24 protein-coding genes are annotated in these 22,272 nt (G+C 27.3%); 6 read left to right on the forward strand and 18 right to left on the reverse strand.

The features are described from left to right. Nucleotides 1–2: 2 nt before the first annotated feature. The 14 genes from nuoL to ADFLV_RS14410 form a co-directional block, all read right to left on the reverse strand. Nucleotides 3–1,859 carry an NADH-quinone oxidoreductase subunit L gene (nuoL, locus tag ADFLV_RS14345; protein WP_129011897.1) on the reverse strand — a complete coding sequence of 619 codons (1,857 nt, stop codon included), beginning with the start codon at nt 1,857–1,859 and terminating at the stop codon, nt 3–5. A 2-nt stretch (nt 1,860–1,861) separates the two neighbouring features. Next, on the reverse strand, nt 1,862–2,161 hold the full coding sequence (gene nuoK / locus ADFLV_RS14350; RefSeq protein ID WP_129011896.1) for an NADH-quinone oxidoreductase subunit NuoK: 300 nt from the start codon (nt 2,159–2,161) through the stop codon (nt 1,862–1,864). Beyond that, nucleotides 2,158–2,739: an NADH-quinone oxidoreductase subunit J gene (locus ADFLV_RS14355; protein WP_014475407.1), complete on the reverse strand. Its 582-nt coding sequence runs from the start codon at nt 2,737–2,739 to the stop codon at nt 2,158–2,160. The genes nuoK and ADFLV_RS14355 overlap by 4 nt, the downstream gene beginning before the upstream one ends. 9 nt (nt 2,740–2,748) lie before the next feature. Beyond that, entirely contained in the window at nt 2,749–3,369 is a 621-nt protein-coding gene (nuoI, locus tag ADFLV_RS14360; protein ID WP_129011895.1) for an NADH-quinone oxidoreductase subunit NuoI, read from the reverse strand. 9 nt (nt 3,370–3,378) lie between these two features. Continuing rightward, the gene (nuoH, locus tag ADFLV_RS14365; RefSeq protein WP_014475409.1) at nt 3,379–4,371 is read right to left on the reverse strand and encodes an NADH-quinone oxidoreductase subunit NuoH; all 993 of its coding nucleotides are present in this window, start codon (nt 4,369–4,371) and stop codon (nt 3,379–3,381) included. 1 nt (nt 4,372) lies between these two features. After that, nucleotides 4,373–6,847, reverse strand: coding sequence for an NADH-quinone oxidoreductase subunit G (locus ADFLV_RS14370; RefSeq protein WP_129011894.1), 2,475 nt, complete (start codon nt 6,845–6,847; stop codon nt 4,373–4,375). Further along, nucleotides 6,847–7,647 (reverse strand): hypothetical protein, encoded by an 801-nt coding sequence (locus tag ADFLV_RS14375; protein ID WP_129011893.1) that lies wholly within the window; start codon nt 7,645–7,647, stop codon nt 6,847–6,849. The genes ADFLV_RS14370 and ADFLV_RS14375 overlap by 1 nt, the downstream gene beginning before the upstream one ends. Continuing rightward, nucleotides 7,640–7,918, reverse strand: coding sequence for an NADH-ubiquinone oxidoreductase subunit E family protein (locus tag ADFLV_RS14380; protein WP_014475412.1), 279 nt, complete (start codon nt 7,916–7,918; stop codon nt 7,640–7,642). The genes ADFLV_RS14375 and ADFLV_RS14380 overlap by 8 nt, the downstream gene beginning before the upstream one ends. After that, nucleotides 7,915–9,141 carry an NADH dehydrogenase (quinone) subunit D gene (nuoD, locus tag ADFLV_RS14385; protein ID WP_014475413.1) on the reverse strand — a complete coding sequence of 409 codons (1,227 nt, stop codon included), beginning with the start codon at nt 9,139–9,141 and terminating at the stop codon, nt 7,915–7,917. Before nuoD ends, ADFLV_RS14380 begins: the two co-directional genes overlap by 4 nt. 6 nt (nt 9,142–9,147) lie before the next feature. Further along, nucleotides 9,148–9,948 carry an NADH-quinone oxidoreductase subunit C gene (locus ADFLV_RS14390; RefSeq protein ID WP_129011892.1) on the reverse strand — a complete coding sequence of 267 codons (801 nt, stop codon included), beginning with the start codon at nt 9,946–9,948 and terminating at the stop codon, nt 9,148–9,150. Beyond that, complete coding sequence (locus ADFLV_RS14395; protein WP_129011891.1) at nt 9,948–10,457, reverse strand: NuoB/complex I 20 kDa subunit family protein; 510 nt, start codon at nt 10,455–10,457, stop codon at nt 9,948–9,950. Before ADFLV_RS14395 ends, ADFLV_RS14390 begins: the two co-directional genes overlap by 1 nt. Then, nucleotides 10,439–10,843: an NAD(P)H-quinone oxidoreductase subunit 3 gene (locus ADFLV_RS14400; RefSeq protein WP_129011890.1), complete on the reverse strand. Its 405-nt coding sequence runs from the start codon at nt 10,841–10,843 to the stop codon at nt 10,439–10,441. Before ADFLV_RS14400 ends, ADFLV_RS14395 begins: the two co-directional genes overlap by 19 nt. Nucleotides 10,844–11,180: 337 nt before the next feature. Next, the gene (locus ADFLV_RS14405; RefSeq protein WP_129011889.1) at nt 11,181–12,914 is read right to left on the reverse strand and encodes an ATP-binding protein; all 1,734 of its coding nucleotides are present in this window, start codon (nt 12,912–12,914) and stop codon (nt 11,181–11,183) included. Nucleotides 12,915–12,929: 15 nt separating this feature from the next. Then, nucleotides 12,930–13,280 carry a hypothetical protein gene (locus ADFLV_RS14410; RefSeq protein ID WP_164968538.1) on the reverse strand — a complete coding sequence of 117 codons (351 nt, stop codon included), beginning with the start codon at nt 13,278–13,280 and terminating at the stop codon, nt 12,930–12,932. Between the two features lie 110 nt (nt 13,281–13,390). Here ADFLV_RS14410 and ADFLV_RS14415 point away from each other — a divergent pair, with 110 nt between their 5' ends. Both ADFLV_RS14415 and ADFLV_RS14420 read left to right on the forward strand, forming a co-directional pair. After that, nucleotides 13,391–14,005, forward strand: a complete 615-nt coding sequence (locus ADFLV_RS14415; RefSeq protein WP_014475419.1) for a tetratricopeptide repeat protein — start codon at nt 13,391–13,393, stop codon at nt 14,003–14,005. After that, nucleotides 14,006–14,653, forward strand: a complete 648-nt coding sequence (locus tag ADFLV_RS14420; RefSeq protein ID WP_129011888.1) for a tetratricopeptide repeat protein — start codon at nt 14,006–14,008, stop codon at nt 14,651–14,653. It abuts the gene before it with no gap. 7 nt (nt 14,654–14,660) lie between these two features. On the opposite strand, the gene ADFLV_RS14425 is transcribed toward ADFLV_RS14420, so the two are convergent. Then, the gene (locus ADFLV_RS14425) at nt 14,661–15,239 is read right to left on the reverse strand and encodes a TetR/AcrR family transcriptional regulator (RefSeq protein ID WP_014475421.1); all 579 of its coding nucleotides are present in this window, start codon (nt 15,237–15,239) and stop codon (nt 14,661–14,663) included. 140 nt (nt 15,240–15,379) lie between these two features. Between ADFLV_RS14425 and ADFLV_RS14430 the strand changes: the two genes are divergently transcribed. Together ADFLV_RS14430 and dauA are read left to right on the forward strand one after the other, a co-directional pair. After that, the gene (locus ADFLV_RS14430; protein WP_129011887.1) at nt 15,380–15,997 is read left to right on the forward strand and encodes a hypothetical protein; all 618 of its coding nucleotides are present in this window, start codon (nt 15,380–15,382) and stop codon (nt 15,995–15,997) included. Further along, nucleotides 15,994–17,625 carry a C4-dicarboxylic acid transporter DauA gene (gene dauA, locus ADFLV_RS14435; RefSeq protein WP_129011886.1) on the forward strand — a complete coding sequence of 544 codons (1,632 nt, stop codon included), beginning with the start codon at nt 15,994–15,996 and terminating at the stop codon, nt 17,623–17,625. The genes ADFLV_RS14430 and dauA overlap by 4 nt, the downstream gene beginning before the upstream one ends. 15 nt (nt 17,626–17,640) lie before the next feature. Here the strand turns inward: dauA and ADFLV_RS14440 are convergent, their stop codons facing one another. Together ADFLV_RS14440 and nfo are read right to left on the reverse strand one after the other, a co-directional pair. Then, nucleotides 17,641–17,862 (reverse strand): hypothetical protein, encoded by a 222-nt coding sequence (locus tag ADFLV_RS14440; protein ID WP_014475424.1) that lies wholly within the window; start codon nt 17,860–17,862, stop codon nt 17,641–17,643. Between the two features lie 48 nt (nt 17,863–17,910). Then, nucleotides 17,911–18,756: a deoxyribonuclease IV gene (gene nfo / locus ADFLV_RS14445; protein ID WP_129011885.1), complete on the reverse strand. Its 846-nt coding sequence runs from the start codon at nt 18,754–18,756 to the stop codon at nt 17,911–17,913. 312 nt (nt 18,757–19,068) lie between these two features. Here nfo and ADFLV_RS14450 point away from each other — a divergent pair, with 312 nt between their 5' ends. Both ADFLV_RS14450 and ADFLV_RS14455 read left to right on the forward strand, forming a co-directional pair. Beyond that, nucleotides 19,069–20,271, forward strand: a complete 1,203-nt coding sequence (locus ADFLV_RS14450; protein WP_014475426.1) for an NAD(P)/FAD-dependent oxidoreductase — start codon at nt 19,069–19,071, stop codon at nt 20,269–20,271. Nucleotides 20,272–20,460: 189 nt separating this feature from the next. Then, nucleotides 20,461–21,807, forward strand: coding sequence for a sodium-dependent transporter (locus tag ADFLV_RS14455; RefSeq protein ID WP_129011884.1), 1,347 nt, complete (start codon nt 20,461–20,463; stop codon nt 21,805–21,807). A gap of 17 nt (nt 21,808–21,824) precedes the next feature. Here the strand turns inward: ADFLV_RS14455 and ADFLV_RS14460 are convergent, their stop codons facing one another. After that, on the reverse strand, nt 21,825–22,193 hold the full coding sequence (locus ADFLV_RS14460; RefSeq protein WP_228712404.1) for a hypothetical protein: 369 nt from the start codon (nt 22,191–22,193) through the stop codon (nt 21,825–21,827). Nucleotides 22,194–22,272: the final 79 nt, after the last annotated feature.

A 22,272-nucleotide genomic window follows, 5' to 3' on the forward strand; every position in this document is an offset into this window, starting at 1 on the left:
CCTTAAAGTACCGATAAGACTAAAGCAAATACTAATCCTAAGATTAGTCCAAAAGTCATTAGTCTTAATGATGATGATAGATTTCCCGATTGAATTGGTCTAAATCTAACTCCCATTTTATTAACGAAATGTGCTAAACCATCAATTGATGCATCAATAAATTTAATTTCAATTACTTTCCATACCCAAACTGATATTGCATAATATGGTTTTGTAATACAAACTTCATATATTTTTGGGATATAGTATTGATTACTTAATAATTTATAAATAAACGTATCTTCCCAAGATTTACTAAATCCATCTCTTTTATATTTAAATACTGCAACAGCTATACCAAAAATTGCAATTGCACTTGTAACTAAAATCAATTTCCAAGCTGTTGAGTGTTCTAAGTTCGTTGTTTCCCAAGTTGGTAATATTTTTGTAACAAATTCTACAAATGAATGTTCAAACCAACCAGCTATAACAGCTAAAATTGCAAGAGGTATCATTGCAGCAATTACAAAACTTTTTGCTTCATGAGGATGTAACTCTTCACTATAATTTGCTTTTCCAAAAAAGATTTTCATTACAAGTCTAAATGAATAAAACGCCGTAAGTCCAGCTGTTATCCATAATATTGCCCATAAAACTGTCGCATCAGAATAAAATGCAGCTTCTAAAATTTTATCTTTTGAAAAGAATCCTGCAAGGGGGAAAATACCTGCAAGTGCTAAAGAAGCAATAATCATAATATATGAAGTGGCCTTCATCTCTTTATGAAGTCCACCCATTTTTCTAATATCTAATTCATCATGCATTGCATGCATAACATTTCCAGCTCCAAGAAATAATACTGATTTAAAGAAAGCATGTGTTGCTAAGTGAAATAATGCTATCCAATAAGCTCCAAGACCAGCTGCAACAAACATATATCCTAATTGAGATAGTGTTGAATATGCAATAATTCTTTTCATATCATTATTTACTAAAGCCATTGAAGCTGCAAATATTGCAACAAATGCTCCTAAACAAGCAATTGCATAACCAACCTCAGGAATTAAAGAATACAATTCATTTGAACGAACTACTAAATAAACTCCGGCAGTTACCATTGTTGCAGCATGAATAAGTGCTGAAACTGGTGTTGGTCCTTCCATTGCATCTGCAAGCCAAGTATGTAAAGGAAACTGTGCAGATTTCCCCATAGCTCCTAAGAATAGTAAAGCGCCAATCCAAATAAGTGTTGAAGTTTCAAGTGTTGAAAATTGTGCAAATACAATATCATATTGTAAACTTCCAATATTCCAATAAATTAAAAACATTCCAAGTAATAATCCTAAGTCTCCTATTCTATTCATAATAAAAGCTTCATTTGCTGCCCAAGTTGCAGATTCTTTGTGGTACCAAAATCCAATTAGTAACCAAGAACAAACTCCAACTCCTTCCCAACCAATAAATAAAACAGCAAAATTATCACTCATTACTAAAACTAACATTGAAAAAACAAAAGCTGATAAATATGAAAAATATCTATTAAAACCTTTATCGTGTTCCATATATCCAATTGAATGAATGTGTACCATTGTTGAAACAACAGTAACAACACTCATCATTACTACACTTACATGATCAACCACAAACCCAAAAGGAATATCTAAATTTCCTATTACTATCCAATCAAATAAAACTATATGTAAAGATATATCTTCTGTATAAACATAATATAACAGATTTAAAGAAGCATACATCGAAACAGCTAACATAAATGAAGTAAACCAACCTGTGAATACCATTTTAGACTGAGTTGAAAACAACGCAGCTATTAAAGAACCAACTAAAGGGGCAAAAAGTGCAATATATATAAATTTTTCCATTCTTATCCCTTCATTCCTGCAATATCATCTAAATTGATAGAACCTGTTCTTTTGTACCAAAGAATTAAAAGTCCCAAACCAATTGCAACTTCACTTGCAGCAACAGCAATAATAAAAAATGCAAACATTTGCCCTGTTAAATCTCCATGAAATTTAGAAATTGCTGCAAGTCCAACATTTACAGCGTTTAGCATAATTTCTGTTGAGAAAAAAAGCATTAATACATTCTTTCTTCGAATAACTCCAATTAAACCAATTGAAAATAAAACTGTTGAAAGTATCAAATAAGCATTAAGTGTCATTTAACATCCTTTGTAGATGATTCTTCAAGTCTGATTTTTTCATCTATCTCTTCTTCTTTCATTTCTGAATATGATTCATTCATTTTTTTTCCTGCCAATACAATTCCACCTACCATTGCAACTAGAAGCATAAGTGCAGCAAGTTCAAAAGGAAGTAAATATTTTGTAAATAATACAAGACCTACATCTACTGTATTCCCATATTCAGGATGAACAGGAAATTCTGCTTTAATATTTTTTCCAATAATTGGAGCAATTAAAACAACTACAACTATTAAAGCTATCACTCCAGAAAGTAAAAATACTAACCTTGGATTATTAATTTTTTCTTTAACTTCAGATAAAGAATCAAAAAACATCATTCCAAAAGCATATAAAGACATAACAGCACCTGTATAAACTACAATTTGAACTGCACCTAAAAAATCAGCATTTAACAAAAAGAAAAATCCTGAAATAAAAATCATCCCAGAGGCTAATGCACTTAAAGCATAAAGTGAATTATTAGTTAAAACTACTATACTAAACATACCAATAGTTAAAATAGAAAATATTATAAAAGCTATAATTTCAAACATTCAATCTCCTTAGTATGATAATGGTGTTTTTTTGATTTTTTTATCTGCATCAGGAGATACTGAACCATAACCATCAAATTCAAGTTGCGTTCCTAAACCATTTGCAGAAGTTAAAATATCTTCTTTAAGTGAAAAATGTGCTCTTTGCTCACTTGAATTTTCATATCTTCCACCATGAACAATTGCTAGTTCTGGGCAAACCTCAGCACAGTATCCACAGAAAATACATCTTCCCATATTAATTGTATATTGCATAACTTCTTTTCTAGAATTTTCATCAATTCTTGTTTCCATTCTAATACAATTTGAAATACAAATTTTTTCACAAAGTCCACAACCAATACATCTCTCTTCTCCTGATTCTAATAATCTAAGAAGTTTATGTACGGCTCTATATCTTGGACCAATTGGAAGTTTTTCTTTTGGATATTGAACAGTTGCCATTTCACCTTTAAATAATGCTCTATACATTATTCCAAAAGTAATTCTCATTCCAACAAATAATTCACCTTTGATTGAACGAGATAAAACTTGTTTGAACATATCCCAGTTAGTTTTAGGGTAATTATCCTCTTGAACTACAATATAATCTTCACTAATATTTCTATTTTTAAACTTTTTTAGTTCCATAACTAACTCCTAAAACATCATCACAAAACCAGTTACTAAAACATTTAGTATGGCAAGTGGCATTAAAATCTTCCAACATAACCACATTAACTGGTCAGGTCTAATATGAGGCCAAGAAGCTCTTGTCCATAAGAAAACAAAAATTAAAAACATAACTTTTAAAACTATTGCTAGTCCACCAGGTATAAACCATAATGGCTCAAATCCACCTAAAAAAATCAATGCAATTAAAAAAGAAATTGTAAATAAATTTGCATATTCTCCAATAAAAAACATTCCCCATCTCATTCCTGAATATTCAGTTGCATATCCAGCAACTAACTCTGCTTCATGTTCAAGTAAGTCAAAAGGAGTTCTATTTGTTTCAGCAAAACCTGCCATAACAAATAATAAAAAAGCTAAAGGTTGGGACCAAATAATCCAATTTGAAACTCCACCTGCTTGGTAATTATTAATATCAATTAAAGATAAACTTCCTACCATCATTAAAGGTGCTAAAAGTGAAAGTCCAGATACAACTTCATATGATAAAAGTTGTATTGCTGTTCTTGCACCTCCAAGTAATGCCCATTTATTAGCACTACTCATACCACCTAAGAGTGGTCCATAAAGTCCAACTGCTCCAACAGACAATACAAATAAAACTCCAACATTAATATCACTAATAATTGGTCTTACTGTATATCCAAACATCTCAAATTCTGGAAAAAATGGAACTGCACTCATAGCTATAAAAGCTGTAGATGCTGTAATTAATGGTGCAACCATAAATATTTTTTTATTTACATTTGCAGGTATAATATCCTCTTTACAAAATAATTTGATTCCATCTGCAACGATTTGTAATAATCCATAAGGTCCAACGTTTGTAGGTCCTAATCTTCTTTGCATAAAAGCTAGAATTTTTCTTTCTATATAAGTTGTAAATCCAGCAAGTGCTGAAAAAACTGCAAGTACAACTACTACTTTTACAATAGTTTCTATAATAATACTTGTTTCCATATTATACCTTTGCCACTTTTGCTTTATTAAATCTATAACTATTAAATAGAGCATTTGAAGAACTATTTTTCATAAATGTAGAAACATAAGAAATGTTTCCTTTTATTTGAATATCAACATATGCGTTTAAAGTCAATTCTTGATTATTTGCATTTACTTTTACTTTATCACCTTCAACTAAACCTAAATTCTCAAAAGATTCTTTTGAAAAGAATATTCCATCTTGAAGTTTTTCTTTAAATTCATGGGCAATTGCTGTAAATTCATTAAATTGATTAATTGGATTCGCTTTATAAATTACAATCTCATTTTCTTCTAAAACTAATCTTTCAGTATTAGCTTCTTTTACCCTCTCTTTTTTTAATACTTCAAAAGAGTTAATTTCATATCCTCTGTATTCAACTTGGTCATTTCCAAAATGATTTGATAAATCATCAAACTTAACAGTTTTATAACCTTTGTTTATTGGAAGTTTAACTGTATAATCAATAGTATATTCTACATCGCAACCTAAAACTTCATTTGCAACTTCATTTAAAGTATAACCTTTAAACTCTAAAGCAGCATTCGTAGGAATTACTTTTTTATCAATATTTGTAAAAGTTCCTTCTTGTTGATTAAGAGCTGGTACATCTAAATCACCATCACCTAAAGCAGAAAGTTCAAAATCAGCTTTCATGTTATAACCAACACTTAAACCATCAACTTCACTTGAAAGTGTACAAATTTGGGCAACACCTAAAGTATTTGTTTGTGATGGAATAATTACTACATTAAAATCTGTATAAGCATCAATTAATCCACATAATTTTGCTAAATTTTCACTATTTGGATGAGTTATTAAATCTTCTCCAACTATTAAAGAGAAGGCATCTTTTTTAGCTAACATTTCATCAACTAAATCAAGGAATTTTTCATCTCTTCCAAAATCTTCAACAAATGAAACCATTTCATATGAAACTTCTGTTGATACATTTTTAGAAACTACTTTTTTAACCTCTTTTTCTTCACCCGTTGCTTCATCAACAACCATCTCAACAACGTTTTCTTTTACAACTTCAGTTACAGTTTTTGTTTTAATCTCTTTTTTAGAATCTATATATGATTGAACTTCAGCTGGTAAATTTTTTCCAAATTTATATAAGATGAAATATAAGATTGACTCTTCAACCATTGGAGCATGATAGATAAAATCTGTTGTTTTCCCAATTTTCCCAATTTTTTCCATAACTGGATCAGCTACTGGATGAAAATATAATCCTGCACCTTTATTCATAACAACTGAATTATTAAAGGCATATCTTGCATTTGGTAAATCTGATTTTAAATAAGCCCCAACAGAAATTACAAAGTTTGAGTTATGTACATCTGAAAGTTTTGAAGAATATAAAGTTTTTCCAGAAATTTTAGAATAATTTTTCAAAAATTCTTGGTATCTTCTTGCATCTTCATTTACAAGTTTTGCACCTGTAAATTCCGAAATTTTTTGTAAAATCAATGCTTCTTCATTTGTAATATATGAATTAAATTTAATATTTCTTGCACCTTTAAATGCTTCTACAGCTTTATCAAATGCAGCTTTATTTTTTTCTTCAACTTTATTTTCAAAATCATAAGCGAATCTTCCTGCACCATTTACAGTTGAATAATGAGGTTCGCTATTTACTCTATATATTCTTTTTGTTCTATGATTATCAATTGAATCATGTTTAATTTCATAATACATAAAAGCACAGTCAGAAGAGTGAGGATTAGCAGCTGGTATTTTTTTTAACTCCCAAGCATTTGAAGTATATTGGAAATCGTGAGATACAAGTGCACCAACAGGACAGGCACTTATACACTCACCACAGTTGGTACAGGCATCAGCATCATAACCAATAAGTGATTTATTAAGTTTATTCCACATAGCATATGCATCTTTTGGCATTTCATCTTTAAATACTTTATCAATATTATCTGAATCTCTTTTTACTGTACTAAGAGCACTTGATCCAACCATATCTTTACATACAGTTACACATCTTTCACAAACAATACATAAAGCTGGATCATAATTCATAACTCCCCAATGTTGAGTTGGTCTATGAATATCTTTTATACTGTAACTTTGAGAATCTACTTTCATATATAAAGAGTAATTTTGTAATTCACACTCTCCACTTTGGTCACAAACACCACATTGTAATGGATGGTTTACATCATAAACCTCCATAATAGCTCTTCTTTCTTTACTAATATTCTCTGTAATAGTTGAAATATCCATTCCATCTTTTACTTTAGTATTACAGCCATAAACTTGTTTCCCATCAGCTTCAACCAGACATAATCTACAGGCTAAAGTTGGAGAACATCTAGTCAAATAACAAACAGCTGGAACAAAAACATTATTTGCTCTTGCTACATTTAATATAGATTCACCCTCTTTTGCAGCAATAGATTTTCCGTCAATTGTTAGTGTAATCATATCACTCATTATATTTCTACCTTTTCAATCTTTACTTGCTTATATCTATAACCATTTAAAATATCATCACTATTTTCAACTTTTAAAATTGCAATTGTTCCTGTTAAAGAATCATCAACTTTTAAAATTTTCATAATTTTTTCATCTTTAAAATTTATATATATTTTATCTCCATCTAAGACTTTTGATATATTTGAAAATGTTTTACTAGCTAATAATTCATCACTATTCTCGCCTATTAATTTATAAACTAAAGTTCCATTAAATGATTTTAATTCTTCAATTTCATCTAAATTAAAATCCGAACATGAATAAATTCTTTTTGATAACTCGTCATCTAATACAACTAAATTGAAATCTGTATATTTTTTTATTAATGCCAATAATTTTATAATATTTTCAACTCTTTGGTGATTTTTTATATCATTACCAATTATTAAAATTTTTGATTTAGCATCATTAGAAGTTTCAAATGCTTCTGCAAACTCTTCTTCTCCTGCACTACTTTCAGCAGAAATGTATCCTAAATCTAAATTATTAATATATTCTTTTGTTTTCTCATCACAGTTTTTTACAAAAGTATCTAATAATAAAGCGCAGATTCCTTCTTCACTACCAACTTCATATTTGATAAATTGAGTATAAAAAGGTTTTAAACTTACATTATCAATAGGAAACATATAAACAAATTTACTTCTATTATTTTCAATTGAAGTTAACACTGATTTTTTTATTTCTTGATTATCTTCAAAAAAAGTTCCAAAAGATAATATAAAATCACTTTTTAAAATCATTTCTGTATTATTCATTTGATTCACTTTCTACTGATTCAACTATAACTTTAGGCTCTGGTTTTACTTTTTTAACCACTAAAGTCCAATCTACTTCATTGAATTTGATTGAATTCATCAAAGTATAACCAGCTTCATAAATTACATCTGCAGATTTTTGGATATTTGAAAAATCTCCAATTTCAAACATAATAATTGCTGTTTCTTCAGCAGCTATTTGTTTATCAAGTAGTTCTAACATTCTGTCATAAAAGTCATTTTTTAAAAATCTTAAATCAAATCTTTTCATCTGTCAATCTCACCAAAAACTATATTTAAATTACCAATTATTGTAACAACGTCAGCTAATTGACATCCAACTAACAACTCTTCTAAAATTGCAGTATGTTGGAAACTAGGAGTTCTTAATTTTAATCTATAAGCATAAGGACTTCCATCACTTACAACAAAATATCCTAATTCACCTTTTGGTGATTCAGTAGCAACATATACTTCACCAACTGGTGGTCTCATACCTTGAGTTACAAGTACAAAGTGTTGCATTAAAGAGTAATTTTGTGTCATTATTTGCTCTTTTGGAGCTGAAATATAATTTGGAGCATGTGCCATAAGTTGAGAATCCGATTCTGGATACATTAAAAATAATTGTTCTAAAATTTTTGCTGATTCTTTTATTTCAGCAATACAAATTTTGTATCTTCCATATGCATCACAAGTATTTGATACGGGAATATCAAATTTTAATTCTGGGTATAATCCATAAGGCATTTCTTTTCTTAAATCCCATTTGATTCCACTACCTCTTAAAGCGACACCAGAACAAGCCCACTCTTTTGCCATTTTTGGAGTAATAACTCCAACATTTTCAAGCCTCATTTTCCAAATTCTATTTTCAGTTAGAAGACCTTCATAAGTTTTTAATTCTTTAGCTAAAACTTCTAAAAACGATTTACAATCATCAATCCAATTTGCTGGTAAATCTAAAGGAACACCTCCAATTCTTACTGCACTATGAGTAAGTCTAGCTCCACAATAATCTTCTATTAAGTCCATTGCATATTCTCTTTCTCTAAAACAGTAAAGGAACATAGACATTGCACCTACATCAAGAGCATGGGTTGCAAGCCAAAAAAGATGTGAAGTAATTCTATTTAATTCAAGTAACATAGTTCTAATAATTTCTGCACGTCTTGGAGCTTCGATACCTAAAAGTTGCTCAATTGCTAAAGCATATCCATAGTTATTTGAAGTTGCAGCTATATAATCCATTCTATCTGTTGTTGGCAGAAATTCGTTATAAATCATATTTTCCGCCATTTTTTCCATACCTCTATGAAGGTATCCAATCATTGGTCTAGATTTTACAACTTCTTCTCCTTGAAGTTCAAGTACAAGTCTTAACTGACCATGAGCTGATGGATGTTGTGGTCCAAAATTCACCATCATAGTATTATCTTCACGTTCAAAATGAATATTTTCAAAAAAAGGTTTTAATCTATTTGGTTGTTGCATATTTTCTTACCTTCTTCTTTTTAAAACAACTGATTCTTCAGGTTTTAATTTTTTCAATAATGGAGCATTTTCTTCTTGATAAGAGATTGGTGTTTCTGGTTCAAATTCTGAAATATCAACTCCATTTGGAACTTCATGACCAAGTCTTGCAAATCTTGTAGTATCATATCTATCAATTGCAGCAGGATCTCTTTGCTCAGGTCCTATAATATCTCTTGCTTCTTTTCCAAAAATTTTGTCAACTTCATACCAAGCTGCAACTTCATCACCTTGTAATGGATAAGTTTTTTTCAATGGATGGTCATACCAATCATCAGGCATAATAATTCTTTTCATATTTGGATGATTTACAACTTTTACACCTAACATATCATACATTTCTCTTTCTGACCAATTTGCTGATTTATAAAGTGAAGTAACAGACTCAATAGTTTCATCTTTTTGCACAAAACATTTAACTCTTAATCTTTTATGTTTACTTAAAGATAACATTTCATAAAAAACTTCATATCCATCTTTTGAAGCTAAATAATCAATTGCAGATAATTCCATTAACATTTCATATTTCAATTCATTTTTTAAATATGTCATCATTTTTACAATATCATTTTTATTAATATATAAAACTAAATGAGTATGCTCAATATAAGAATCTATAATTGTTAGTTCACTAGAAATTTTCTCAAAATCTTTTGCAAAAATTTCATCTTCATTTATTTCATATCTTGGAACATTTGGACTCACAAAAAATCTATCTGAAAAATAAGCTTGTCTTTGAACATTATCTTTTGGTGTATATTTTCTCATTACACTAACCTCTTTTTCTTATGAGCTCTGAAAATTGATTCTTTTCTAATTTTTTGTTGGAGTGTCATAAGCGCATATTGAAGAGTTTCAGGTCTAGGAGCACAACCTGGAAGATATATATCTACAGGAATTATTCTATCTGCACCTTGAACAGTTGCGTATGTATTAAACATACCACCTGTATTTGCGCAACTTCCCATAGAAATAACCCATTTTGGATCTGGCATTTGATCATATAATCTTCTCATAAATTCTGCATGTTTTTTAGTCAAAGTTCCTGCAATGATTAGAACATCTGATTGTCTAGGACTTGCTCTAAAAATTGTTCCAAACCTATCAAAATCGTATCTTGAGGCACCTGTTGCCATCATTTCAATAGCACAACAGGCAAGTCCATAAGTCATAGGCCATAAAGAGTTACTTCTACCAAAATTAACTAATTTATCAATTGTAGTTAATTTTACAGCCGCACCACTATCTTGTAAATAGTTTATTTTATGCTGTGCCATTCAAGCGCTCCTTTTTTCCAAGCATATACAAATCCAATTGCTAATAAAATGATAAATAAAATCATTTCACCAAAAACATACCATGCTAATCCAAAACTTACAAATTGTTTATAAACTATAGCCCACGGAAACATAAAAATGATTTCCACATCAAATAAAATGAACAATAATGCCGTTAAATAGAACTGTGCTGAAATTCTATTAGGTTGTTTTGTAACCTCAGGTCCACACTCATAAAGTGTTGTCTTTAATTTTTCTGTATCTAATCTTGCAATTTTTCTACTTATATATCTTGCAAGCCATACAGTTGCACCAAAGGCACCAAACGTAACAAGAAACATCACAAATGCACCAAAATAAGGATGGGCAAATTCCATATGTGTCATTTAATTTTTCCTTTAAAAGCTAAAAAGTACTATTTTATCACAAATTATGCAGATATTTGAAATAAAAATAGTTGTTCTAAATGTTAAAAATAATATTAAAACCTAATAAAAAATAAGCTTTAAATTTAATGTCTATCTAAGGATAAGATTGAAATTGGTACAAAAAGAAACACCAAATCTAAACTTGGATCATTAATAAAATTATTAACGATTCTTTTTACTTAAATATTGTTTAAAATAAAAATGTAATTATATCTTTTAAATATAAGATAAAGATAAAAGAGTATTCAATATTTTGAACAGCTCTTTTATGTCAGTTTAATTTTCTAATCTTTGATTAAAAAAATCCTACTTTAGTCTCACTATCAAATTGACCTTTTTTCTCTTTTGTAATTTGTTCTTTAAAGTCTTCTAATTTAAATAATGGCTCGTCACTAACGGCAATCTTATAAGCAGTATTTTTTATTACTAACTCTATTTGACCACCTGTTAATTCATATTTTGCTAGTTCTTCAATATCAAAATCTTTTTCTAAAGGAAGATTTGCAGGAATTAATTTTTTCCAAAGTTCTATTCTTTGAGCTTTGTTTGGTTTTATAAACTCTATCTTATAATTAAATCTTCTAGAAAAAGCTTTATCTAAATTCTCAAGTAAATTTGTAGTTGCAATTAATATTCCATCAAATCTTTCAATCTGTTCTAAGAAAATATTTTGCATTTGATTATGCATTTTATCACTACTGCTAACACCACCTGAAGCTCGTGAACTTAAGAATTGATCTGCTTCATTTAAAAGTAAAACTGGTTCTGATTTTGTTTGAGCTCTTAACTCATAATATTTATCAAAAATATTTCTTACATTTTTTTCACTTTCACCAATATACATTGATAAAATTTTAGAACAATCAAAACTTAATACATCTTTTTTAAGAGATTTTGCTAAGGCTAAAGCTGTTAAAGTTTTACCCGTTCCTGCAACTCCATAAAAGATAATTTTTGCTTCAATTCCCTTTTTCTTATCTTTTATTCCCCATTGTTTTAATCTATTTATTACATTTTTATCAACTTGTTTTAAAAGTGCATCTAAAGTCTCTTTTGTTTTTTCATTTAAAATAACATCATCTAAAGTTTTTGTTGTAGAAATCAATTCAAACATATCCTGTTCTTTAATAACCGTATCAAGTTTTATTTTTCCAACATTTGCACTTTTTTTAGTTGGATGAGAAATTTTATATAAAACCTCATCTGGAATATAAAAATTTCTATTTATCCCACCAAATGGAGTTAAAACTTCATCATAATCTATCAATGCTTTTGACACAAGAGTTGAACTCTCTTCAAGTAAACTTCTATATTTTATCTTTTCATAATCATCACTAGAAATTAATTCAATTAAAGAGTTCATATCTCTTAAACTTCCATCTCCACCAGAATATTCCTCTTTTAATAAAGCTAAAAATAGAGTTTGTTCTTGTTCATTTAAACCATTGTCTTTAAAAAAGTCTTCAAGCATTATAGAGTTGTTTGTAACTTTAATTCTCTCTTTTATTCTATTTTCAAGTAAAATTAATTTTGATTTCAATCTATTTGAACTTGGACTATTAACATCAAAATTTTTTCTTACAACATTTAACTGTTGAGCTAAATCAATTCTAAAAAATTGATCTTGTAAATATTCTAAATGGTCACTATAATTTTTAATTTCTGGAAGAACAAAATCATTAGCACCATTTTCTAACATTTTTAAATATGCACTAGAAAGAGAAACACTAGAATTTATAAGTTCAAGTTTTGAAACTTCACTCAATTTTACTTGATCAAAAGAGACTTGAATTAACCAACCATATTCTAAAAGTGATTTAATCAAATCTAATTTTTCTAAATGTTTATAATTTTTTACATCATAAAATTCAGCTAAAATATCTATCACTCCTAAAGTATCGCGTCCATTAACAAACTCTTTTGACATAAATTGTAAAATTTTTGCCTCTTCTGCTGTACATTTTAATTGTGCAAAGAAACTTGTCGTTTCAACATTCTGTGCTTTTATAAAATCAATTACTTCTTTCATTCTTCTCCTAAAATCTTACTTATTCAATTTTTCTTTTAATTTTTCATTAAATAAATTTAAATCATTTTTATCTGCAAATTCTAAAACATAATCATCAATCAATATTTTCAACTCTTTTATTTCTAATTTTTTAATATCATCATACTTAATAATTTTTGAATTTTTCTCAACATCTACAATAAAACTATTACTTACATCTATTAAGTAATCTTTACACAAAGCTTTATATGAACCTCTTGAATAAACATAATTATTACAATCAGTTTTTTTTAAATATTCTTCAATTTTGTGCAAATTAGAGTGGTTATGAATATTCAAAGATATAACTACAATTGCAATTAATAAAAACAATCCTATAAAAATCATTTAAACTTCCTTTAAAATTAATATGATACAGCAATATCTCTTAACTACATATGAATAAAAAAATGCTAAAATATTTGGAAATTATAAAAGCAAACAAAAAAAGGAATACAATGTTTAAGCAAATTGCATCTTTTACAAAATTGTCATTACTTCTTTTTCTACTAAATGGTTGTACTAACTATAATGAAGCAATGAAAGTTTTGCCCAATGAATTATCTATTGCTGATGATTGTAGAAATAACAATAAACAATTTGAAATGGATTGTTATGATTTAATTTCATATAAAAATACTTTCGCCCAATTAAGACTAGGAATAAATGCTCAATATAGAGGAAATTTCCAAGAAGCATTTCATCGATTTGTGCTTGCAAAAGAAAAAGGTAATTTTTACGCAAATGCATTAATTGCTGATTTATATAACAATGGTTATGGTGTTGCACAAGATGAAAATAAAATGCTTGATTTATTAAAAGATGTAAAAGAAGTTGATCCTATTGCAGCATATAAACTATCTTTTTATTATCTTTCAAAAGATGATTTTGCAGAAGTTATAAAATTACTCACTTATGCAGCTGAAAATGGAGTAAAAGATGCACAAAATCAGTTAAGTATTCTTTACTCAAATGGTCAATATATTGAACCAGACTTTGAAAAAAGTTCTTTTTGGCATATTCAATATGAAGAAGGAACTGAAAACTTTATAAATAAAATATATGGAATATAGATGTTAAAACCAATTATCCTTTCAATTAGTGCTGTTTTTTTATTTACAGCTTGTTCTTTTAAAATACCAAGTTTTGATTGGTTCTCTTTTTCTGATTCTGATAAATATGCAGATATTTTACAAGAAGCAGATAATTGCCAAAAAGTTGAAAATGAAGATTCTAAACTTAGTTGTTATAGAAATATAGAAAATACAAATTCATTTGCACAAATAAGATTAGGAACTTATTATGCAAATAAAAAAGATTATAAATCTGCCTTAAAATATTTAAATCAAGCAAAACAAAATGATAATATTTATGCAAATCTTCCTTTAGCTTTTTTATACTATAAAGGAGAAGGTGTTCAAAAAGATTTAAATAAATCTTTTGAGCTTTTAAAAGAATCAAGTGATATTGACCCAACAGCAGCCTATCAACTTTCTAGATTTTATCTTCAAGGTATAAATACTAAGATTGATAATGAAAAAGGTATAGAATTGTTAAATTTTGCAGCATCAAAAGGCGTATCTGCAGCTCAAGAAATACTTGTTAATACTTATAAAAATGGTTTATTTGAACAACCAAGAGATCAAAAGAAAGTAGAATTTTGGCAAAATAAACTGAAAGAAGAAGTTGAAGATGTAAATCACAAGATTTACAGACTTTAAAGTAGTATTACTTTTTTTCCAAACCATGGAAAAAAAGTTCTATTGTATCTTTTACAATATTTCTTGTATCATATTTTTCAATCAAATAACTCTCTATAAATCCATCTGATAATTTTTTAAATAGTGTTGATATATGTTTATAATTTATATCTGAATTTGGATAAAGCTTTTTAAATTGCCTTATTAAGTAATCATAAATTTCATCAACAATTTGATGATTTGAAATATCTAATTTATGAAAAAAATAAGGATCATTTGTCAAAGTTTCATCTGGATTATTATCAATTTGTATAAATATTTCATATTTACATGATAAATAAAGTTCTAAATTTTTTTTAGGGTCTGAAGTTTCATTTTCTTTTAAAGTTTCCATAAACTTTTGAAGTTTAAAAATCAAATATTCTAAGTATAAATCATCTTTAGAATTAAAAAGATTATAAATTGTTCCAACAGAAGTTTCCAACTCTTTTGCGAGATGTGAGATTTTAAAATTTTTATAACCACTTTTATCAAAATAGTTAGCAGCGGCTTTTAAATATAAATCTTTTTTTACTTTGTTTAATTCATCATTTATTCTATTTTTCATTCTTTTCCAGATTTTTCTTATGATTATAATTTAATTATTATTAAAAGCACGAAATGAACAATTACAAATATTTTGAACTTAATTCATTATTAAGTTTATTTGATTTAAAATCCACTTCACTTTAAAAACCTAGGATTCTAATGAATTTAAATCCACACATAAAAATCAAACTTTTAAGGGATATAAAAACAGATGCCCTTTTAATCTACATAAAAACTGTCATTGAAGAACTTTTAGAAAATATAAAAAATGAAACTTATAAAATTGACTTAGGATATCAAGAATTTAATAATGAGATAGAAGAAAATATAAGAAAATTAAACGAAGAATTAAGCCTTACAATAATAAATGCCTATGAACTAAAAGCTTTTATTTCTTATCAACAGGTAAAAAATAGGAATCAAAAACTTTTGCCAAATGATGAAGCTTTAATTTTTTATTATAATTCTTTAGTCAAACAAATAGAAACTCAATTATTATCAGGTGAGTTATGGATTCCTGAACAAATTATTTTATCTCTTTTAAGTGAATGGATTTTGGAAGAAGAAAAATCAACTGAATTTTATCCTTTTTTAAAAGAGTTTAACTATTTAAAACTATTAAGTTATTATGAAATTGCTCGAAACAATGAAAATAATAAATTATTAAAAGAAAATATAAATAAAATGTACAAAATCTCATCTTCGATGATTAAAAAATTAAAAACTTCAAAATATAAAATCAACAATACTAGGAAATCTAAGGCAAGAATGAAATGAAAAATAATATTTTATCAGGATTAACTGTTGGAATTATAGCTCTTCCTTTATCAATGGCATTAGCAATTGCCACAGGCGTTCCACCTCAACTTGGACTTTATACTGCAATTATCGCAGGAATTTCTGCTGCTATTTTTGGAAGTAGTAAAATAAATATTTCTGGACCAACTGCAGCTTTTGTAGTTATTCTCATACCAATTGTGCAAGAGTTTGGTATAACTGGATTATTACTTTGTGGATTACTCTCTGGAATTATCTTAATTTTTATAGGTATTTTAAAGTTGGGTACATTAATTGAACTTATTCCATATCCTGTAACTGTTGGATTTACATCAGGAATTGCTGTTGTTATTGCTACTTTTCAAATAAAAGATTTTTTTGGATTAACTATTTCAAATTTTGAAGGAAGTTATTTAGATAAAATATATTTGTTATCTACTTCATTTCATACTATTGATTTTGCTGAATTTACAATAGGATTAATGACTCTTCTTCTACTAATTTTATGGCAAAAAACAAAAAGTAAAATACCAGCTGCTTTAATTGCACTTACTTTTACAACAATTATTGTAGCTTTTTTAAATATTTATATTCCAACCCTTGACATTTCAACTATCTCATCAACTTTTCACTATAAAATCGGAGATTTAGAAGGAAATGGTATTCCTCCTATTCCATTACAATTTTCACTTCCTTGGGGAAATTTAAATATACAAGATATAAATCTTGATTTATTATATAAACTCTTTCCTCATGCAATTGCAATTGCAATTTTAGGGGCATTAGAATCGCTTTTATGTGCAGTTATTTCTGATGGGATGACAGGAAATAAAACTGATCCAAATAAAGAGTTAATAGGTCAAGGAATTACTAATATTATTGTTCCATTTTTTGGTGGGATTCCTGCAACTGCGGCAATTGCAAGAACAGTTGTAAATATTAAATCAGGCGCAAACTCTAAAATATCTTCGATAATTCACGCTTTATTTATTTTGGTAGCTATAACTTTCATATCAACTTATCTTTCATATTTACCAATGGCTTCTCTTTCAGCTTTATTATTGATGGTTGCTTGGAATATGTCAGAAGTAAAACACTTTGTAAATATTATAAAAGTTGCTCCTAAAAATGATGTTTATGTTTTATTAACTTGTTTTATTTTAACAGTTTTAATAGATATGCAAGTTGCTGTTGCTGTTGGAATTGGACTTGCTTCTGTTTTATTTATAAAAAGAACTATTGATTTATACTCTATTGAATTAGTTAATACTCAAAATCTTACTGTTCATCCTGATATTCCAGAAAATATCTCTATTTATGATATAAATGGACCAATGTTCTTTGGAGCAGCTCAAAATGCTTTAAAAACTCTTTTAAATACAAATGAAGATACAAATATTGTAATTTTAAATATGAAAAATGTAACAATGATAGATATCACAGCTATGGTTGCATTAAAATCAATAATTGATAATTTTAAAAATCATGATAAAAAACTAATTTTTTCAGGTTTAAATACAAGAATATTAAAAAAATTAACAAAAGCAAATTTTAAATTTGATGAGAATAATTTAAAAAATTTTATTGATATAGATGAAGCTATTGCTTATTCAAAAACTGTAATATAAAAGTATTTTTTACTTTTATATTACAGCATCAACTTCAAAATGGAAGTAATCTTCAATGTTACTTGAAAAGAAATCGACATAATCTTTTGATATTATTTCGTAATTTAAAGCTAGCAACTCATTCAAAAGACTAATCTTTTTATAATCTTGAGTTAATAACTTCGGGAATTTTTGACTTAATTCTTTTACTGTAATTACACTATCTAAATAATCATTTGGATTAAATGGCTTTTTCATTAATTTACCTTAAATTTTAAAAAGCCTATACATTTCCTATTCCCTAAATTAATTTTCCACTAAATCATATAAAGCTTTAATCTCTTGTGCCCAAATCTCTTCATTTATTGTTTCAAGAACTAACGGTATATCATCCATTCTATCATCATTCATAATAAATTTAAAAGCATCCCATCCAATTTGTCCACAACCTAAACTATCATGTCTATCTACTCTACTTCCAAGTTCAGGTTTTGAATCATTTATATGCATTCCCATTAAATAGTTTCTACCTACAATTTCGTCAAAAAGAGCCCAAGTTTTATCATAAGTTTCTCTTGTTCTTATATCATAACCAGCAGTAAACATATGACAGGTATCAATACAAACACCAACTCTACTTTTATCTTCAATTTTATCTATTATGTAAGCTAAATGTTCAAACTTATATCCAAGATTACTTCCTTGCCCTGCTGTATTTTCAATCACAAGTTTTACATCTTTTGTAGCGTCAATTGCTCTATTCATAGATTCTGCAATATTATTTAAACACTCTTCTTCAGATATTTTTCGTAAGTGTGAACCTGGATGAAAATTTAATCTATCTAAACCTAAAATTTCACATCTTTCTAATTCTAGAATAAAACTATCAAGAGATTTTGCTCTTGCATCAGTTTCTGGATGACCTAAATTTATTAGATAACTATCATGAGGTAAGATATGTTTTGGTTGGATTTTTGATTTTTCTAGCTCTTTAAACCATTTGTCTATGGTTTTAGTATCTAACTCTTTTGCTGTCCATTGTCTTTGATTTTTTGTAAAAAGAGCAAAAGCTTTTGCCCCAATTTCAACTGCATTAATTGGTGCATTATAAACTCCACCACTTGCACTTACATGAGCTCCTACATATTTCATAATTTTTCCTATTTCTTTTTAATAATTTTGTAATATTTTTTTACGAATATTTATCCATAAGTTTTTATGATTTTATTTAAAAGTAACATTTATAAACATCTATGAATAAATTTATCCAACTTTACTGCGTTTTTATATTATCCTAAAAAGCCTAAGTATAGAATTATCAATAATTTACTGTATGCTATATCAAGGCTATAAATATTTTGTAGAATTTCGTACTAAATATGTTTAAAATACTATTATAATGGAATAAAATATGCAAAAGTTACTATTTTGCGCTAAATTAAAATTGTTAAAAGGTGAGTTTTTATGAAGAAAGTCGTTATTATCGGTGGTGGATATGCAGGAATATATGCATTAAGAGAGTTGGTTAAAAATAAAAATATTAAAATTACATTAATTGATAAACACACTTATCATAATTTGCAACCCGAAGTTTATGATTTAATTGCGAATAAATCTACTTTTGCAGATGTTACAATTGATTTAACTACTTTATGTAGAGGTTTTAATCATAATCACTTAGAATTTAAAAATTTAAAAGTTAGAAAAATTGACCAACATACAAGAAAAATATATACAGAAGAACAAGAAATAGTAGAATTTGATTATTTAATCATGGCAGCAGGAACTAGAACATTCTTTCCTTCAAGTATTCCAGGTCTTAACAATGCAGATGACATAAAAAAACTTCATAGAGCAATTACATTTAAACAAAGTTTTGAAAGACAACTTTTTGAAAAAATTAGAGATGAAGCAAAACAATGTGCAGATACACATATTGTTGTAGTTGGAGCTGGACTTTCAGGAGTTGAAATTGCAGCTGAAATGGCTTACTATTCAAATAAATTTTTCCAAAGGGGAAATTTCTCTTGTGACAATTTAAAAATCTCTTTAATTAGTAGTTCAGCATCAATTCTTCCTGGTTTAAAACCTGATCTTATAAATATTTCTCAACAAAGATTAAGAGCATTAGGAATAAATATCATTACAAATACAAAACTTCAAAAAGTTGAAGATGGATACTGCATCTTATCAAATGGAACAAAAATTAATCACTCATTTGTTGTATTCACAGGAGGAGTTGAAGCTTCAACTATTACATCAGAGCTTGAAGATGTAGCTAAAAATGGTAGAGGTCAAATTATTGTAAATGAATTTATGCAATCAGATAAATATGAAAATATTTTTGCCGTTGGAGACATTGCAGAAGTTAAAAACCAACAAGGTGAAATTATGCCACCAAACGTTACAATTGCTAGAATCAGTGGTGCAAATGCAGGTAAAAATGTTTTAAATATGATAAATGGTAAATCTTTACAAAAATGTGATCCAAAACTTGATGGTATTTTAATTGCTCTTGGTGGACAATATGCAGCAGGTGATATTTATGGATTATTAACTGTAAAAGGTAGACTTGCTTACGAAATCAAAAAATATGTATTTAGTTCATATAGAAAACCTTTAATTAAATTAATTAAAAAAGGTTATGCAAAACTAAAAAAACTGTAAAACTTTTTATTTAAAAGGCAAAGTTCATTATCAATATAAAGTTGATAATACTTGCACTTTTTTAAACTTCTAACTTCTCTTAAGCATTCTAAAATTCAATAAATTATACAAAAATTATACATTTCATTCCAAAGATTAAAAAAATTAGTGATAAAATCTATATTATATAGTTTTTAAAGAAAGGTAATTATGCATAAAAATAGATTTACAAGAATTGGATTTATTCTTGCAGCTGCGGGAAGTGCGGTTGGACTTGGGAATATTTGGAAATTTCCTTATATTACAGGTGAAAATGGAGGAGGAATTTTTGTTCTTGTTTATTTAGCAACTGTTTTTTTCATAGGAATGTCAATATTTATTGGGGAAGTTTTAATAGGTAGTCTTCAAAATAAAGATGCTGTTAGTACAATTGAGAATCTTGCCCCTACAAATAAAAAGTATTGGAAATATACAGGATTTACTTTTTTAACTGGTATTTTTATATTAACTTTTTATCCTGTTGTAATTGGTTGGATTTTTAATTATATTGTTTTATCAATTAACTCTTTACCTTCAAATTTTAAAGAATCTGAAACGCTTTTTATGACTTTTCTAAAGAATGATATTTTTACCCAAATCTTTTATTATACTTTAGCCTTTATTGTTATTGCTTATACAATTTCAAAAGGAGTAAAAAAAGGTATTGAAAAATTAAATAATATATTAATGCCATCTTTAATAATTATTCTAGCAATTCTACTTATTTACACTGTTCAACTTGATGGTTTTTCTAAAGCAATAGAATTCATGTTTTATCCAAATTTTGAAAAATTTAATTCAAGTTCAATTATAGTTGCAGTAGGACATGCTTTTTTTACTCTATCTATTGGGATGGCAACAATTATAACTTATTCGGCTTCATTAGATAAAAATGTAAATATAGTAAAAGCTTCAATAACTGTTGTTATTATGGATACACTTATTGCTATTGTAGCAGGGATTATAATATTTTCTATAATTTTTACAGCTTCTCAAGAACCTAGTAAAGGTGCAGGTTTAGTATTTATAACTCTTCCAGCAATCTTTTATCAAATGGGAACAATTGGTATTTATTTAGCTATTTTGTTTTTTATTGCCTTAGCATTTGCTGCAATTACTTCTGCAATTTCAATTCTTGAACCAACAGTTATGTATTTGGTAGAAAGAAAAAATATGCCAAGAAAAAATGCTACATATAGTGTTGCTTTTATAGCTTATGCCTTAGGTCTTCTTGCTTTATTATCAAATACTGACTCTTTTTCAACAAATTTGACTTTAGGTTCAAAAAATTTATTTGATTGGTTTGATTTTATAAGTTCTGCTATTTTAATGCCAATTGGAGGAATACTATTAGCAATATTTATTGGATATATAATGGATAAAAAACTTTCTAAAAATGCACTTGTTCCTTTTATGGGAGAGACTTATTATAAAATTTGGTTATTTATTATGAGATTTGTAGCACCTATTTCTATTTTTATTTTAATGTTAAATGAAATAGGAATTATTAAATTTTAAATAAGAGATTAGTTTTTCTAATCTCTTATTATTTTTATGAAAACTCCATTCTCTTTATCCTTGAAAAAAACTTCCTTTTCATTTCTTTCAAATAACTCTTTTAAAAAATTATCAGCATATGTCGAAGATAAATTTTCTTTATTAAAAGTTTTTAAATCTTGACACTTAAAAGTACTTCTACAAATTTTATCATCATAAATTTTCATATCTAAGATTGCTGTTCCTGCATTAAATATTTGAACTTGTGTATACTCTTTATATTTAAAAATAAAACCTTTATCATAAAATTTCATTTGAGGCGTTTTTAATAAAATAGTTGCACTTGAAGTTAATTGTGGTTGATTTGAACTAAAACAACCCGTAAATAATATTAGTGAAAAAATCACAAAAAATAAATTTTTAATAGCTAATCCTTTGTTTTGAAAACTTTTACTATAATTATATCAAATTATATAATTAAAGGAA

Origin of the sequence: Arcobacter defluvii (genome assembly GCF_013201725.1) — a bacterium.
In the GTDB taxonomy this organism is placed as follows: domain Bacteria; phylum Campylobacterota; class Campylobacteria; order Campylobacterales; family Arcobacteraceae; genus Aliarcobacter; species Aliarcobacter defluvii.

Excerpts from the sequence above, each read along its gene's own strand:
- nuoL (WP_129011897.1), bottom strand. The coding sequence starts at position 1,859 with ATGGAAAAATTTATATATATTGCACTTTTTGCCCCTTTAGTTGGTTCT.
- nuoK (WP_129011896.1), bottom strand. The coding sequence starts at position 2,161 with ATGACACTTAATGCTTATTTGATACTTTCAACAGTTTTATTTTCAATT.
- ADFLV_RS14355 (WP_014475407.1), bottom strand. The coding sequence starts at position 2,739 with ATGTTTGAAATTATAGCTTTTATAATATTTTCTATTTTAACTATTGGT.
- nuoI (WP_129011895.1), bottom strand. The coding sequence starts at position 3,369 with ATGGAACTAAAAAAGTTTAAAAATAGAAATATTAGTGAAGATTATATT.
- nuoH (WP_014475409.1), bottom strand. The coding sequence starts at position 4,371 with ATGGAAACAAGTATTATTATAGAAACTATTGTAAAAGTAGTAGTTGTA.
- ADFLV_RS14370 (WP_129011894.1), bottom strand. The coding sequence starts at position 6,847 with ATGAGTGATATGATTACACTAACAATTGACGGAAAATCTATTGCTGCA.
- ADFLV_RS14375 (WP_129011893.1), bottom strand. The coding sequence starts at position 7,647 with ATGAATAATACAGAAATGATTTTAAAAAGTGATTTTATATTATCTTTT.
- ADFLV_RS14380 (WP_014475412.1), bottom strand. The coding sequence starts at position 7,918 with ATGAAAAGATTTGATTTAAGATTTTTAAAAAATGACTTTTATGACAGA.
- nuoD (WP_014475413.1), bottom strand. The coding sequence starts at position 9,141 with ATGCAACAACCAAATAGATTAAAACCTTTTTTTGAAAATATTCATTTT.
- ADFLV_RS14390 (WP_129011892.1), bottom strand. The coding sequence starts at position 9,948 with ATGAGAAAATATACACCAAAAGATAATGTTCAAAGACAAGCTTATTTT.
- ADFLV_RS14395 (WP_129011891.1), bottom strand. The coding sequence starts at position 10,457 with ATGGCACAGCATAAAATAAACTATTTACAAGATAGTGGTGCGGCTGTA.
- ADFLV_RS14400 (WP_129011890.1), bottom strand. The coding sequence starts at position 10,843 with ATGACACATATGGAATTTGCCCATCCTTATTTTGGTGCATTTGTGATG.
- ADFLV_RS14405 (WP_129011889.1), bottom strand. The coding sequence starts at position 12,914 with ATGAAAGAAGTAATTGATTTTATAAAAGCACAGAATGTTGAAACGACA.
- ADFLV_RS14410 (WP_164968538.1), bottom strand. The coding sequence starts at position 13,280 with ATGATTTTTATAGGATTGTTTTTATTAATTGCAATTGTAGTTATATCT.
- ADFLV_RS14415 (WP_014475419.1), top strand. The coding sequence starts at position 13,391 with ATGTTTAAGCAAATTGCATCTTTTACAAAATTGTCATTACTTCTTTTT.
- ADFLV_RS14420 (WP_129011888.1), top strand. The coding sequence starts at position 14,006 with ATGTTAAAACCAATTATCCTTTCAATTAGTGCTGTTTTTTTATTTACA.
- ADFLV_RS14425 (WP_014475421.1), bottom strand. The coding sequence starts at position 15,239 with ATGAAAAATAGAATAAATGATGAATTAAACAAAGTAAAAAAAGATTTA.
- ADFLV_RS14430 (WP_129011887.1), top strand. The coding sequence starts at position 15,380 with ATGAATTTAAATCCACACATAAAAATCAAACTTTTAAGGGATATAAAA.
- dauA (WP_129011886.1), top strand. The coding sequence starts at position 15,994 with ATGAAAAATAATATTTTATCAGGATTAACTGTTGGAATTATAGCTCTT.
- ADFLV_RS14440 (WP_014475424.1), bottom strand. The coding sequence starts at position 17,862 with ATGAAAAAGCCATTTAATCCAAATGATTATTTAGATAGTGTAATTACA.
- nfo (WP_129011885.1), bottom strand. The coding sequence starts at position 18,756 with ATGAAATATGTAGGAGCTCATGTAAGTGCAAGTGGTGGAGTTTATAAT.
- ADFLV_RS14450 (WP_014475426.1), top strand. The coding sequence starts at position 19,069 with ATGAAGAAAGTCGTTATTATCGGTGGTGGATATGCAGGAATATATGCA.
- ADFLV_RS14455 (WP_129011884.1), top strand. The coding sequence starts at position 20,461 with ATGCATAAAAATAGATTTACAAGAATTGGATTTATTCTTGCAGCTGCG.